The organism is Candidatus Thorarchaeota archaeon, assembly GCA_021498125.1.
Lineage (GTDB): Archaea > Asgardarchaeota > Thorarchaeia > Thorarchaeales > Thorarchaeaceae > B65-G9.
Genome location: JAIZWL010000006.1, coordinates 1 through 13,867, shown reverse-complemented (window position 1 = coordinate 13,867; position 13,867 = coordinate 1). Strand labels below are relative to the sequence as shown.

Below are 13,867 nucleotides of genomic sequence, written 5' to 3'. Positions count from 1 at the left end.
TATTTTTCATTCGTCTGGTTGCGACTTTTCTGGCAGATTGGTAGATATTAGAAAATGCAATCACCCGAGAAATTACTTGCTTGAAAGCCAGCTCAGACTAAAGTAATGAACGTGACATCCCATATTAAGGATAGTCACATTATCAAGAGGGGCCAAAAACAGTAGAAAAGAGATCAAGACAGAGAAACAAATCCCTGCCTTGACGTAAGTGACCCGCGATTTGATATCATCCAATCAGAGCCATTGCTGCAAGTGTAGCATAGTCCAGCACGAGACCGGGTATGATAAACAACACAAAGACACCAAGGACACCGATACCGACTGCGATCAGCGAGAGCCTTGAGATCTTTATGGTCTCGTCGGAACGTGGTTCGAACATGTAGCATACCTTCAGCACTCGCAGATAGTAGCCGAGCGAGATCACCGAGTTGAGGACACCAAGCAGGGCCAGCCACCACATGCCAACTTCGACAGCACTTGCAAAGAGGATCAGCTTTGACCAGAAGCCAGCAGTAAGGGGCATCCCCGAGAGAGCAAGCATCAAGACTGCCAAGAGTGCTGCGGCCACAGGAGACCTCTTGTTGAGACCTTCCAGATCGTCATAGGTGACTCTCTTTGCCAGACGAAGTGATAGTGCCCAGACAAGAATGAAAGCTGAGGTCTTCATCAGAGCGTGAACAAATGCATGAAACATCGCCGCTGACGCACCAAGCTGAGTACCTGCTGCAAGACCGATGAATAGGTACCCCATCATGGCAATACTGGAATATGCAAGCATGCGCATGATATTCTTCTCTCTGAGAGCAAGAATGTTTCCGATGAACATCGTGAAAATCGCCCCGCCCACCAGAAGGGGCATCCACTCAAGACGGGCCACAAAGAACCCAGCGAACAAGATCCGCATGATGGCACCTACACCCGCCTTTTTGGTCCCGCCAGCAAGGTATGCAGAGACCGTACCATCCGCACTCCCGTAGGTGTCAGCCACCCACATCCAGCCGGGAAAGACACCGATCTTGAATCCAAAGGCGATCACAAAGAGCACTACTGCCAACAATAGAGTGGCCACTGCGGATGTATCGAGCGTAGGATTCGTCCAATAGACCTGAACGACTTGAGCGACCTCAGCAATGTTCACAGTTCCAGCAACACCATAGACCAAAGCAATACCAACGAGCATCAGCATCGATGCAAGAAGGCCCATGACAAAGTACTTGATCGCACCATCCACGGCTGCGCGTTTTGGCCCCATTGCGGCCAGAGCATATGTGGGAGTAGACATCATCTCCCACGCGAGAAAGAGCCCGACCAGATCAGTGGCCATGACGATCCACAGCGCACCTGCGACTGACATCAGCAACAAGAAATGGAAAGGCCCCTTATCGCCAATGAACGAGTTGGAGGCAAGCACCACCAGAAACGACGCAATCAGAATGATATAGATGAAAAAGTCAGCAAAGGCACCTCTGACAAAGAGTCCACCAAATGAAACCCCATAGAGACCGCTGTCGATCACGACCATCTCAATACCCGCAAGGACAACACCGATGAGACTGAGAATGAACGGATTGTACCGCATCCCCACCGCAAGTGAGATGATAGCGAACGCAAGCAACGTGAGAACAGGAAGGGATCCCAACCACGTCGCAGGGATGTATCGCACCATCAGGTCGGTCAAGGGGGCGAACAGGGAACGAATGAGATCGGCAAATGTGGATACGAGTTGCATCATGGTGTTGCACCTCCGACAATGAGTTCGGCGAAGGGTTGTATGAAGGTCATGATCAGGTCCGGCCAGAACCCGAGAAGAATGACCGGAATCAGGAGAAGCACAGGAGCAATGAGATCCTGCCACGGAGCCTTCCTGATGTAGTGTTCTGGATCAGGCTCAGAGAAGACGATTCGGTTCAGCGTCCACAGCAGATAACCGACCGTGAGAAAGACTCCAAGTGTGATGAATCCACTCCAGACGAAGACGGGAACGGCACCCATCAGCGTGAAGAACTCCGCGAGGAATCCGCTGAACCCGGGTAGCCCAAAGGCCGCAAGCGAGCCCAGAACAAAGATCGCAGAGAGGCGTGGTGCCTGTTTTCCAAGGCCTTTGATCTCAGGAATGTTTCGTGTGCCCGTCAAGTGCTTGAGTTCTCCGGCCACAATGAACATGATCGAGATGATGACTCCGTGAGAGAACATCATGTATACTGCACCCTGAATGGCCATTGCCGATCCAACCGCCACACCGAGCAGCACCCACGCCATGTGATTGATCGATGTGTATGCGACCATGCTCTTGAGGTCAGTCTGGGCAAGGGCCACAAAGGCGGCGTAGATACAGGTGAACACCGCTAAGGCTGCAAAGGGTATGCTCAGTCGTGCAAAGCCCTCAGGCACCATCCAGAGGCCAAGACGGAGAAAGCCATACCCACCCATCTTGAGGAGAATACCTGCAAGGATGACCGAACCCGGAGTAGGAGCCTTGACATGCGCCCACGGAAGCCAGTTGTGCAGCGGCCAGACGGGGAGTTTGACACCGGCACCAACGAATACGGCCAGTGCAAAACCGATCTGAATATCCGGTGAGAGACCCGCACTTCTCAGGACAAGCATATTGAAGGTATAGAGTCCAGACACAAAATAGAGGACAAAGAAACCAATCAGCATCACTGCCGAACCAAAATGGGTGTAGATGAAGAACTTGATCGCAGCGTGCTGTGAACCCTCTTCACCCCAGCGTCCGATGATAAAGAACATGGGAATAAGGACCAGCTCCCAGAAGATGAAGAACGCCATCAGATCGACAGCAAGGAACACTCCGATGAGACCTGTCTGTAAGAGCATGAAGAGTGAGTAGTAGAGCTTTCGTGATTCGGTGATATGATTGGAGCAGAGAGCTGCGGCAAGTACAACAATGTTTGCAAGAAGGACCATGACCGCGGAGAGCCCATCAACACCGAGTGCGATCTGGAGAGATGTGGTATGAGAGCCATAATTGATGGTGCCCATGGTGAACTCCCAGAGATAGTTCATTCCGACATTAGGGTCAGCGGGATTGATCTGTGGGTCAATTGCGCCCATGAGAGCCAGAGCAAGAACCAGTTCTACGACCGTGATGAGGAGGGTGATCACACGAGACCCCCGCTCACCAGCAAGATAGGCAATGACTGCGCCGACTGCCGGGAGGAGCATCATAAATGCCAAGATGTTCATGGGAACCAATGAGATGATTGAGAGAGCGAGTTCGTTCTGCATCTTAGATCACCCCCAGCATGATGAGTAGGACAACCAACAGGATGCCCATACCAAAAATCACCATTGCAACATAGTCGTTGATGCGCCCAGTCTGGAGCTGGAGGCCATCATCAGAGGCACGATAGCCAGCAGTACCGATCCCCTCGGCAAAGCCATCCACGACCTTCTCATCGAACCAGCGTATGCGACGTGATGCGCCACGCGCGGCATCTGCCGACTTGAAGTCGATACCGTCTATGATCCGTTCGTCGATCCGAGTACGCCACCAAGACGCAAGCGAGAGGAACTTGTAGAGGATCCAGTAGTAGGCCTCATTGATGTACCAGCGATGGCGGAGGAAATTGTAGACACGGCGAAGGATCCCCTTCTCGGGAACGATCGCGTTCTTTCTGTCCGCGTGTTTGATGTAAATTATGTATGCCGGGACACCACCAAGAGCAAGAGCGCCCAGAGTGAGAAGGAAGGGAACGGCACCAGTTGTGAACTTGGCCACTGTCATCTCGACAAGGATGCCGGTCCATGCCTCAGCAGTGTAGACTCCACTCTCAGCTATGAATATCTCAACGAAGGGATAGACCAGAAAGGCAATGATCGTAAAGGCCGCAAGGATGTAGAGCGGGATCATCATTGCCGGGCCGGGATCGTGAATTGCACCGTGATGGTCACTCTCATCATGAGCCTCCTCGATAAGATCGTCACCGTGGTCCTCAGAAGAGGTCTCGTGATGACTGTGTGGTGGACCATAGAAAGTGAGACCCATCATGCGAATGCTGTAGAAGATCGTGCACGCCGCTGCAAGGACTGCAAACCCGAACAGAATCCAGCCGAGCATGCCATGAGCCGTCAGCTCGTATGCGTACTCAATGATAGAATCCTTTGACCAGAAGCCCGAGAACGGCGGAATGCCCGAGAGAGCAAGCACACCGATCCACATGACCTTGAACGTCTTGGGCATGTACTCTTTGAGACCGCCCATCTTCGTGACGTACTTGGAATGTAGCGCATGGATGATCCCGCCCGAGGCGAGGAAGAGGAGCGCCTTGAATGCACCATGACTGATCACGTGCAGGACGGAGGCGGTAAAGGCAGGCTCGTAATGCTGAAGCAGTCCGGCAGTACCGATTCCCAGCATCATGTAGCCCAGTTGACTGAGCGTCGAGAATGCAAGAATCTGTTTCAGCTCGTTCGATACCAGACCCATCGTGGCCGTCATCAAGGCGGTAATCGCTCCAATGATCGCAACCACTGTGAAGAACGGAATTGCTGGTGTCAGCCCGACGAGCTGCGTTGGCACAAGACCAATACTCACGGTCTCGTGACTGCTCTCTGCTGCGCCCACCATTGTGACAAGGAATCGGGCTGTGATGTACACACCTGCCTTGACCATTGTCGCGGCATGAATGAGGGCCGAGACCGATGTGGGGCCGGCCATTGCCTCTGGGAGCCACACCTGAAGTGGGAACTGACCAGACTTGCCAACGGCACCTGCGAAGATGAGCAAGAATGTAGGAACCAGCATTCCACCCGCCGCGATGAGCTGCCACCATTGCTGGTAGTCTTGCGCCATCTCGGTGAAGGAGAATGTCTGTGTGAAAGCAAAGAGAATGAGAATGCCCCCAAGCATGAAGGCGTCACCGATCCTTGTGACAATGAAGGCCTTTGTCCCGCACTGCGTATTGTACTCGCCCTCGGTCTCGTACTGGAGAAGTGGGTTAGTAGAGACGATCGCATCCGGCTCGGTCTCGGGTGGATTCTTCTTATCGTTCCAGAAACCGATGAGACCGTAGGAACAGAAGCCCATGATCTCCCAACCAATGAATGCAATAAGCAGGTTGTCACTGAGGACAAGGGTAAGCATCCCGCCACCAAAGGCAAGCATGAGGAAGAAGAATCTGTCACGATCCTCTTCGTGCGCCATGTACTCGGTCGAATAGACATAGATGAGGAAACAGAGCGTACTGGCAAGCACGGCCATAATGATGGAGAGAGGATCGAGGAGGACCGTGAAATTAAGACCAAGTGCATTGATCCACGGCCAACTTGTGGGGCCCTGTGGTGAACCAAGGTCTCCGAGCAAGGACCATGCAAGGACCATTGATGCACCCATGAAGATGGAGGGAGTCCAATCACGAAGGCGCTCACTGAACTTGCCCATGACGGGGACAAGTAGAGAACCAACAAAGGGGATCACAAGAATCAGGTAATAGGGTAGTCCGAACAACATCTTGGCTCACCTCACGGAATAATATTCGACACGGCCTCCACCGCGGGAACTATGACGTTCAATGCTATATCGGGAAATATTCCAAAGAACACGATAAGGAAGCCCAGAATTACCATGGGAATGACCATGGAGCGCGAGGCCTCCGTGACCGACTCAAGGTCGTCAGGAACGGGTCCGAGAAAGACCCGCCAAAGAAATCGTAGCATATAGCCTGCACTAAGGATCGTACTTGACACAGCAAGGATGGAGAGTATGAAGAACGGAAGAATTCCAATACCACCATCGCCCAACATCGAGGCTTGAAAACCGCCGTAGAACATCATCCACTCACTGGCAAAACCGGAGAGAGGAGGACTGCCTGCAATGCTCAGGGCCCCAATTGCAGCCGCGAAGGCTGTGATCGGCATCTTGTTCGAGAGACCTCCCATCTTCCCAATATCGCGAGTATGCGTCTGATGGATCACTGCTCCTGCGGTCATGAAGAGTAGACCCTTTGAAAAGGCGTGATTGATGAGATGAAATAGGCCACCCTCGACACCAAAGGTCGTCATGACACCGAGAGCAAAGAGAACGTAGCCCATCTGCGAGACCGATGAGTAGGCCAGTAGTCGCTTGATGTCCACTTGGGCAAGGGCCATGAACCCGCCATAGAACATGGTGACAACACCAAGTGCAGCGATCCAGAAGGACAGCGCCAGTGCCGCAGGACCGAGCATGATCGACCCGAACCTCACAAGCGCATAGGCACCAGTCTCGATCATTGCGCCTGAGAGAAGCACCGAAACCGGAGTGGGAGCCTCTGCATGAACAGGAGGCAGCCACCAATGGATCGGGAACACTGCCATCTTGACCAAGAAACCGGCTGCGAGAAGCACAAAGATTAGCTTGAGCGTGTTCAGGGCGGTCTCGGACAGAAGGGCGGTCTGAATAGTAGCAAGGACAAATGATCCGGACAAGAGGTAGATGAGAGCAAAGCCAACAAGAATGGCAAGAGCTCCGGACTGCGTGTAGAGCCAGAACTTCATGGCTGTACGTTTCCGGGTCTCGGGAAGACCCCAGAAGAGAATGAGGAAGTATGAGGGGACAAGCATGAGTTCCCAAGCCATGAAGAACTCGATGAGGTTCGTTGCGAGTGTGACCCATTCCATGCCCATGATGAAGAAGAGCAGGTTGGCAAAGAACGTGGGCTTGTTCTCACTGTGTTCGGTATAGCCTACGGCATAGACGACTGAGAGAAATCCCAACACGACGACTGCAAAGGTGATCGGGAAAGCAATGCCATCAAGGAAGAGACCGAACTCTCCGAGATATACTGACCATGTGTATGCCTCCATGGCCACACCGCCCTCGACCATCAGACGATAAAAGGGAGGTGCCATCATCACAAGGGAGAGAAATGAAAAGAAGACTGCGACTTTTCCAGCAGCCTGTTCAAGGTGTCCCTTGAGGATGTAGATGAGGATCGCTCCGATGAACAGAAGCAACAATGATGATGTCATATAGGGGAAACCGACTAACTGCATTACCTGAACCTCCTTCCACGCCACTCCAGTGGCTCTCGGTCAAGGGTCTCGATCTTGTCGGGACCGAACATGAGGTCGTCACGGGTCTCCTCACTGAGATCCACGACCGGTGTGTGGTACAACGCATCAAACCTGCAGGCTTCAACGCACAGACCACAGAAGATGCATCGTGAGTAATCAAAGTAGAGGGCTGCATCTTTCTCGTACTTGCGATCGCTCTTGTCAATGCGGATGGCCACAACAGGACAGGCACGGACACACTGACCGCACGCCGTACAGTTCTCTCGAATATGGATGTGCCGGCCTCGGGTGCGCTCGGGATACTCTCGATCCTCAAATGGATAGAAGTATGTGAAGGGTCTAGTGAAGACCTGTCTCACAATGTGACGAAGTACCTGAATAAGATCACGAATGACTCCTAGCTTACTCATAGCCTAACCTCCCATTACAAGCAACCCTGCAAGACCGGGTAGATACACCAGTGCAACCAGCACGATGACGATGTTAATGACAGACAGTGGCATCAGGTACTTCCAACTGTACTTGACGATCTGGTCCTGTCGAATACGGTAGAACGATGATGTCACTATGATGAAGAAGAACAGCACAACGAGGAACTTGAGGAAAAAGTTCAGAACGGGTGGGAAAGATGGAACACCATAGCTGCCTCCAAAGAAGAAGGTCACCATCAGTGCAGAGTAGAGTACCTGCTTCGCGAACTCGGCAAAGTACGTCATGGTGAAATAGATTCCTGCAAGTTCCGTCCTCCAACCGAAGATGATCTCGCTATCGGCCACCGGGGCATCAAGAGGCACGAGCCCAATACTCGCAATTCCAGACACAAGAAATGTCACAAAGCAGATGGGGAGAAGGAAGATGTACCAAATCTGCGACTGCGCCTGTGAGATGCTCAAGATGCTCAGAGACCCGGCCAAGAGTGCAGGACCTACTGAAGAAACAATGAGGGGGATCTCTGCTGCGAACTGATTGTTAGCTGCGCGAAAACCACCGATGAGCGTGTACTTTGAACCGCTCACCCAGCCTATCAGTAGAGCAGTGACCGGTACTGCGGTCAGAAAGGCAAAGACGAGGACAAGGCTGACTGAGAGATCAGCAATGACCCAAGTGGTACTCCACGGAATGAACACGAACGGGAGCAACACAACGACCAGAAGGAAGCCGGGGAGAAACCGGAACATCCAGCGTTTCGCACCCTCGGGGATGATATTCTCTTTTGCCACGAGTTTGATCGCATCAGCAAAGAGTTGGAGTCCACCGTACTTTCCAATATGGAGAGGCCCACGACGTGCCTGCACTCGCGCCCACACTTTTCGCGTGAACCATACATCAAAGATGATCAGCATGAGGATAAAGACAAGACCGGGAAAGACAATGGCCTTGAAGAGGAGAAAGAAGTTGGCCCAGGCAAGATCCCAGACCCACACAATGACTCCCCCCACATAGTCAAGAATACCACCAATAAGGGCAAGCCACCACGAGATCACTCCACCGACCCAGTCAAGGATCCCGGATATCCAAGCGAATATGTCAAACTGCAAGAGAATTCCTCCGTTCATCGGTCCCACCACCCGGGGTAGGGGTCTAGGCTTCCAAATACTACAACAAAGTCTGCAAAGGTCGAGCCCGGCACCAAATGCTTCAACGAATAGTACGAGGCAAAACACGGGCCTCTGATCTTCGCCCGCCACGCAGTCTTGGCCTTGTCCATCGTCTTAAGCCAGACCGTCGTGATCCCCCGTGTTCCCTCAACTCGACCATAGGCCTCACCCGCAGGTAGTCGATTCACCTTCGCCCTTGCCTTCGGGTCAACGATCGGCCCATCGGGAATCTGGTCCAACAATTGTTTAATGATATTGACCGAGTTCTCGACCTCCATAAACCGCTGGACCATTCTGTCATAAGCGTCGCTCTGACCGGGATGCTCAGGATTCTCATAGACCGGGACCTCCCAGTCCACTCGATCGTACGCAAGATTCGGGTCGGGCCAGTCCTTACGCAAGTCCATGGGAACACCACATGCCTTGATGTTCGGCCCGCTCAGACCCCACTTGATCGCCTGCTCCGCGTCATAGAGCGCTACGTCCTTTGTCCGCATCTTAAAGGTCGGACTGTGTAGAAGCATGTCCTTGAACTTGGGCAGGTTCGACTCCAGTCGGTCTATGGCCTTGAGCAGTTTCGCTCGCACTTTGTCCGTGAAATCAAAACGAATCCCACCGGGAGTTCCGAACGAGGCTGCGTGCCGCGATCCCGTCAGCTCCTCAAAGGTGTCAAGGAAGAACTCTCGGTCAACCCATGGCCAGAGGGTCATCGCAAAGAGCCCAAGTTCTGCAGAGAGCTGCCCCCACCAGAACTGAAGACTGTGAATTCGGCTGGCCTCCATCATGATCGTCCTCAGCACCTTTGCGCGCTCGGGGACCTCAAGACCAGCGATCTGTTCCACTGCGCTAAGGTACGGATATTCGGCAAGAAAGGCCTCAAGCATACACATCCGCTCAAGGACAAGACTGCCCTGCTTGAAGTCACGGAACTCAAGTACCTTCTCGGCTGACCTGTGGAAGTATCCCGCATTCGGGTCGCACTCGACAATATAATCGCCAACTACAGTAAGCTTTGCAGCCCAGCCATGAGCAGACACGTGCTGTGGCCCAAACCAGATCTCTACTGCCTCGTCGCGGATGTCAGGACTCATTTGCTCTCAGCCTCCTTCTTGGGTCGTGGTCGAGGTTTCACAACCGGAAGACCTGACTCTGCAAGCCGACTACGATCTGTCTTGAATCGCTTACGCAGAGGGTACTTGCCCTCCAGTTCTTCCGGAAGCAAGAGTAGCCTGAGATCGGGGTGGCCCTCAAAATTGATCCCGAACATCTCATGGGTCTCTCGCTCGTGCCATTCCAGCCCGGGGAAAATATCACTGACCGTGGAGATCGATGGTGTGGCCCCCTGCAACTGCACTCGGATCTGACAGAGAAAGCGTGCCGGATGTGACCAGAAGATGTAGATCAGTTCGTAGTTATCGTCCTCAAGGTCCACTCCGAAGACCGACTCGGGAAGGGGTTGTGGAACATTGTCCGCGATGTACTGCACCACGTCCCGGATCATTGATGCGGGCACACTGAACTTGACTAGACGTTCACTCACGGACTCAGTGGTCACTCCCGGGAAAGTGTGAAGGACCGCTCTTGAAAAGTCGGATGCTGAAAAGTCGCTCATCTATGCACTCTCCTCCATCTTTGCAGCTGCCAGACCGAGATCGACAGTATGGTATCTTCGATTGTATAGAAGCATGAGAACCATTGCCAGAGCAGTATGAGCCGCGGAGACCGCAATTACTAGAATCACTAGAGCCTGTCCGGTCATGCTGTATGTGGGACTGAAGAGGGCTGTCGCAATAATGGCGATACTGACCCCATTCCCCATGATCTCCGCGCTGATGAGTATCCGGATCAGATTACGTTTCACGATCATGCCATAGGCGCCCATGCCAATAAGCACGAACGCAACTACGAGGTACCAACTTAACGGAATCATTCTTCCTCGACCTCCGCGTCAACTGCCTCAATCTCAGGAACCACGCCAGCCGGGGGAGGGGCCGTTCCCAGCTCGGCAAAGGGCGGATGGAAGTCTTTAGTGAAGGGATCGAGATGCTCCTCTTTCTCCATCCGCACAAGGACCATCGCCCCAACTAAGGTAGTGAAAATGATCAACGCTATAATTTGAACGTAAATGCCATGCGTTCCCCACAACCACTGCGCCAAGCCCTCTAGGCTCTGCGAGATGTCAGGTCTATCGGAGGGAAACGATGAAGCCCAAGGGAAGAGCAGGGCGGTAAAGGCTGAGAGAATGGCCACCGACCCCGAAAGGGCCAGCCCGATCTTCCGCATGCGAGGTGTCTGAATGATCTCAAGAGAGGAGTCTTGAGCCCGGGGAATGAGAAGCACACCAAAGATAATCAGTGCCGTGATGCCGCCCGTGTAGACTGCGATCTGCATACCGGCCACGAAGGGGGCCTCCAATAACAGAAAGAAGCCAGCAACGACCGAGGCCATCATACCAAAGAAGAATACCGAATAAACAATGTCCTTGTGCTCAAGTGCCAGATAGGCCAGTATGATCACTATTGCAGCAATGGCGATGAACTCCGCCTGTTCGAAGAGTAACTCGATCTCTTGCATCAGTGGTGCCTCCCTTCCTGTTCAATCGCCTCTTCCTCTTTGTACCGACGCCAGAGCTCAAGGGTCTCGGACCCGCTGAGGATCGTCGAGGGAATGTGCTTGAGCATGTACCCGATGCCAACCATAAACAGGCCAATGAAAATGACCATCTGCCAGACGACCACCGCGGAGAACCTGAGCGTTGATGCCGCGTAGAGCCAGAGAAATGCACCCATGAGATCAACTACCAAGAAGAGAATCGTGTAGGTTATGTAACTGTACGGAAACGAGATCCGTGCTGGTCCGATCGGGTCTTCACCACATTCGTATGTCGCAGTCTTCTCCGAGTTCTGTAAAATATGAGGCCGGAGCACCCACGATGTCAGCAACATGATAATGACAAGGGCAGCAGCCAAGCCGGCCCAGAGCAGGACGGGTATGAAGTCGATGAAGAGCCTCATGATCGGTTTCAACTCCTAAACGGGTATGACAGACTCAATTGGGCCATATTTATGTGAACAAGTTACAAAATCGTAACCTGTATCCCTTTAAACTGTTCGAGCACTGTCATTTCGTTCTTTCTTGAAACCTGCACTCCTAAGATGCTGGATAAAAACACTTCGACTCGATAACAATACATCTGTTTCAATTAACCGATGGTTATTGTTGTGATTGTGGAAATATTCGACTTAATCTTAACCGCCTCAAAGAGGTTAAATACAGGAGGGAGAGAGGAGGGGAGCAAAGGTGAAGAACATGTCACTGATGGACACGAAGCGTATAACGTATTATCTGGTCTTTCTTGGGGGTTTAGGATTGGTGGGATTCTACATGTTCAACGCATTCACGACATTTGGGATTAACGACCTGATGGATCTCCTGTTTCTGGGCAGTGCAGGTCTCTTCTGGCTCACGACGTTCATAGTTGCGTTCGTCCACTCGCGGCCGCTGCGACTGATATTCACAATAGGATCGGGCAGCATCGCCGGAGCGCACTACCTTCTTGCGACAATGGTCTACGGGCAGATGGCGACGCTATGGTTCATGATCCTCGGACTTGGAGTCGTCTTGAGTTGCTCCACGTTCATCTGGCTAAGAGAGTGATGAATTTATAGTGAGCCGAGTAATAAGATAGTGACCGTCATTGAGAGTAAGAGGGAGAAACGATTTAGACTGACGAGGGAAGACCGTGAAGGAACAAGATCAACACGATTCGGCGTTCAAGGGGATCATGGAGCATGTACTTCCGAAAAAATGTGTACGGACGATTGCGGGGCCGGAGGTCGCTAAGTTCCCCTTGCGTGTTGACCTGATAACGCAGCGCCAATGTCCTGCACCATCGAATCTTGGGATAGTGGCATGGCTCATCAACAACCTTCCACCATATGTGGTCTACGAGTTCAAGGGGCCGACAGATACGCTACAAGAGGAACACATATGGCGGCTTGTGAGTTACTGCGGGCTATTTGCAATGGAGAAGAAGATCGCATTTTTTGGGGAAGGAATAGCATCAGTTCTGATATACGTAGGCGTCTCAAAGCGATTACAGGAGACCATAGACAGCCAGACACAAGAGATCATTCCGGGCGTGAAAAAACATACCGCCATCATGGACTTCAAGAGCCTGCAACTTCTGTTCATAGACGTAAATCAATTGGAGATAAAACTGGAAAACCTTCCATTTCTCATGTTTAGAGTAAATGACCTTGAGCAGATAGTGGATCTCATTTATCAAAATTCAACAACTAAGTTATATGGCTACACGCTCTATAAGATTCAAAGAAAAGATATCCAGCAGATACTGAAAAAGAAGGGGATCGATGTGACCGAGGTTGCAACACTAAAAGAATTAATTGAAGATTTCGGAGCCGAAAACGTCATCAAAGAACTCGGCCTCAAAAAGATCATTGAGGAGTACGGCCTCGAACAGACGATATTGATATTCGATGAGATAATCTCAACCAAGGAACTCACTCCTGGAGAAAGGAAAGTTTACAGGAAAATGTTTCAAGATATATTAAAGAAACTCGGCCTATAATTAAGAAAAATAAAATCACCATTAGTTCGAAAGAAAAGACCCTACTAATAGGAGATGAATATGAACGAGGTCGCCACACTCAGAGAATTGATCGATGATTTCGGACCTGAGAACGTTATCAGAGAAATAGGCCTCAAGCGGATCGTTGAAGAGTATGGCCTCAAACAAATAGTCGAGGAAGTCGGCCTCATACGAACATTTATGCTGGTGGACAAGTTAATAGCAGAAATGAAACTCACTGCTGAAGAGAAAGAATCTTGCAAGAAAATAATTCAAGATATGGAAAAGAAACTGGGGATAAACGTAGCAGAAGAAGAATGATCACATTGCAATAGTTACAGAATACACACCCAGAATCCTCAGTAATATCTACGCCATGCAGATCGCCTCTAAAAAAGAAGTCAAAATCTTCAGATTATGGGAGCTAACCGAATAAAGACTGAAACGCATTGACCTGACAACGATCGGCATATCGTATATATTTTGTTTGCGGCGTTTCAATCTCTAATTCTATCCACGGATATCGTTGATTGTAAGTTGGACTTTCTTGGACAGGAGGTCCATAGTCCGCCCACCAACGGCAGTGGGCAATAACAACCTCACCATCAGAGTGAAGGTCATACGTGACTTGTGGCCGGGAGTAATTAAACTCCTACAAACA

At 51.4% G+C, this 13,867-nt stretch carries 14 protein-coding genes; 3 read left to right on the top strand and 11 right to left on the bottom strand.

Annotated features, from left to right (window positions below; translation table 11 throughout):
- Positions 1–226 precede the first annotated feature (226 nt).
- From K9W43_11840 to K9W43_11790, 11 genes are read right to left on the bottom strand one after another with little or no spacing between them, the layout of a single operon-like run.
- The gene (locus K9W43_11840; protein ID MCF2137914.1) at positions 227–1,732 is read right to left on the bottom strand and encodes an NADH-quinone oxidoreductase subunit N; all 1,506 of its coding nucleotides are present in this window, start codon (positions 1,730–1,732) and stop codon (positions 227–229) included.
- On the bottom strand, positions 1,729–3,249 hold the full coding sequence (locus tag K9W43_11835; protein ID MCF2137913.1) for an NADH-quinone oxidoreductase subunit M: 1,521 nt from the start codon (positions 3,247–3,249) through the stop codon (positions 1,729–1,731). Before K9W43_11835 ends, K9W43_11840 begins: the two co-directional genes overlap by 4 nt.
- Before the next feature lies 1 nt (position 3,250).
- Positions 3,251–5,473 (bottom strand): hypothetical protein, encoded by a 2,223-nt coding sequence (locus K9W43_11830; protein ID MCF2137912.1) that lies wholly within the window; start codon positions 5,471–5,473, stop codon positions 3,251–3,253.
- A gap of 11 nt (positions 5,474–5,484) precedes the next feature.
- Positions 5,485–6,996 (bottom strand): NADH-quinone oxidoreductase subunit M, encoded by a 1,512-nt coding sequence (locus tag K9W43_11825; protein ID MCF2137911.1) that lies wholly within the window; start codon positions 6,994–6,996, stop codon positions 5,485–5,487.
- Positions 6,996–7,427 carry an NADH-quinone oxidoreductase subunit I gene (locus tag K9W43_11820; GenBank protein MCF2137910.1) on the bottom strand — a complete coding sequence of 144 codons (432 nt, stop codon included), beginning with the start codon at positions 7,425–7,427 and terminating at the stop codon, positions 6,996–6,998. Before K9W43_11820 ends, K9W43_11825 begins: the two co-directional genes overlap by 1 nt.
- 3 nt (positions 7,428–7,430) lie before the next feature.
- Positions 7,431–8,573 (bottom strand): NADH-quinone oxidoreductase subunit H, encoded by a 1,143-nt coding sequence (locus K9W43_11815; protein ID MCF2137909.1) that lies wholly within the window; start codon positions 8,571–8,573, stop codon positions 7,431–7,433.
- Positions 8,570–9,706, bottom strand: coding sequence for a hypothetical protein (locus tag K9W43_11810; protein MCF2137908.1), 1,137 nt, complete (start codon positions 9,704–9,706; stop codon positions 8,570–8,572). Before K9W43_11810 ends, K9W43_11815 begins: the two co-directional genes overlap by 4 nt.
- Positions 9,703–10,227 carry an NADH-quinone oxidoreductase subunit C gene (locus tag K9W43_11805; GenBank protein ID MCF2137907.1) on the bottom strand — a complete coding sequence of 175 codons (525 nt, stop codon included), beginning with the start codon at positions 10,225–10,227 and terminating at the stop codon, positions 9,703–9,705. The genes K9W43_11810 and K9W43_11805 overlap by 4 nt, the downstream gene beginning before the upstream one ends.
- On the bottom strand, positions 10,228–10,545 hold the full coding sequence (locus tag K9W43_11800; GenBank protein MCF2137906.1) for an NADH-quinone oxidoreductase subunit K: 318 nt from the start codon (positions 10,543–10,545) through the stop codon (positions 10,228–10,230). It abuts the gene before it with no gap.
- Positions 10,542–11,189, bottom strand: coding sequence for an NADH-quinone oxidoreductase subunit J (locus K9W43_11795; GenBank protein ID MCF2137905.1), 648 nt, complete (start codon positions 11,187–11,189; stop codon positions 10,542–10,544). Before K9W43_11795 ends, K9W43_11800 begins: the two co-directional genes overlap by 4 nt.
- On the bottom strand, positions 11,189–11,629 hold the full coding sequence (locus tag K9W43_11790) for an NADH-quinone oxidoreductase subunit A (protein MCF2137904.1): 441 nt from the start codon (positions 11,627–11,629) through the stop codon (positions 11,189–11,191). The genes K9W43_11795 and K9W43_11790 overlap by 1 nt, the downstream gene beginning before the upstream one ends.
- Positions 11,630–11,915: 286 nt before the next feature.
- Here K9W43_11790 and K9W43_11785 point away from each other — a divergent pair, with 286 nt between their 5' ends.
- From K9W43_11785 to K9W43_11775, 3 genes are all read left to right on the top strand, one after another.
- Positions 11,916–12,272, top strand: a complete 357-nt coding sequence (locus K9W43_11785; protein ID MCF2137903.1) for a hypothetical protein — start codon at positions 11,916–11,918, stop codon at positions 12,270–12,272.
- 85 nt (positions 12,273–12,357) lie between these two features.
- Positions 12,358–13,206 (top strand): hypothetical protein, encoded by an 849-nt coding sequence (locus K9W43_11780; protein MCF2137902.1) that lies wholly within the window; start codon positions 12,358–12,360, stop codon positions 13,204–13,206.
- A 60-nt stretch (positions 13,207–13,266) separates the two neighbouring features.
- Entirely contained in the window at positions 13,267–13,527 is a 261-nt protein-coding gene (locus tag K9W43_11775) for a hypothetical protein (protein ID MCF2137901.1), read from the top strand.
- Positions 13,528–13,867 lie beyond the last annotated feature (340 nt).